Origin of the sequence: Pseudoalteromonas sp. BMB (assembly GCF_001709235.1) — a bacterium.
GTDB classification, from domain to species: domain Bacteria; phylum Pseudomonadota; class Gammaproteobacteria; order Enterobacterales; family Alteromonadaceae; genus Pseudoalteromonas; species Pseudoalteromonas maricaloris.
In genome coordinates, this window is sequence record NZ_MBQA01000026.1 from 1 (window position 1) to 660 (window position 660).

At 40.3% G+C, this 660-nt stretch carries 1 pseudogene; it reads left to right on the forward strand.

The window, feature by feature from the left end:
• Nucleotides 1–223: 223 nt before the first annotated feature.
• Nucleotides 224–660, forward strand: a pseudogene (locus tag BB427_RS02750) (hypothetical protein); the annotation flags it as partial.

Consider the following 660-nt stretch of genomic DNA (forward strand, 5'->3'; position numbering starts at 1 on the left):
CAGATAAATCGGTTTATGGATACTACCCAACCGATAGAAGAATATTACTACGAAATTATGGAGTATCACTATAAGCTCGATAAGAACGCCCACTTTAACGGCCCATTTCCAGAGGTAATGAAAAAGTACTTTGATGCTGATGATTGCCAAATAAACCGTTGGAAGGTGTGGTAGGGCGTTAGTATTACAAGTGCTTTAAGTAGTTAATCAAAAGGAGTTGGTGGTGAAAGAGATTAAGGACATGACTCATGAAGAGTTACGTAATTATTTAGCAAAGAGGGCTAAAGAAAGAGAAGTGCTCTATCAAAAAGGAGCTACTGAAGAAGAGAAGCGAGAAGCAGAACTAGATGCATATGGCGATAGACTAATGGGGTATTGCCTAGATGATGCATATTATGAAGACCTACCCAAAGATCATCTCTATTATTTAACCTATGAGGACCGCTTAGCCAAGGCTGAAGAACTAAATGGCTGTAAGTTTAAAGACGCAAAACCCTGTAAAGACGCGTTTGCCCCGAGAGATGATTTTGATGGCCCTACACGCCTCTTTGGTGCTTGGAATTGTGACGGTGAAAAAGTTGCGGTAGTTCGTCACCCAAGCCTAATACTTTTTCGAATGGTAATCACCATATTGTCTGCAATTGCTGGATTTATGTTGAT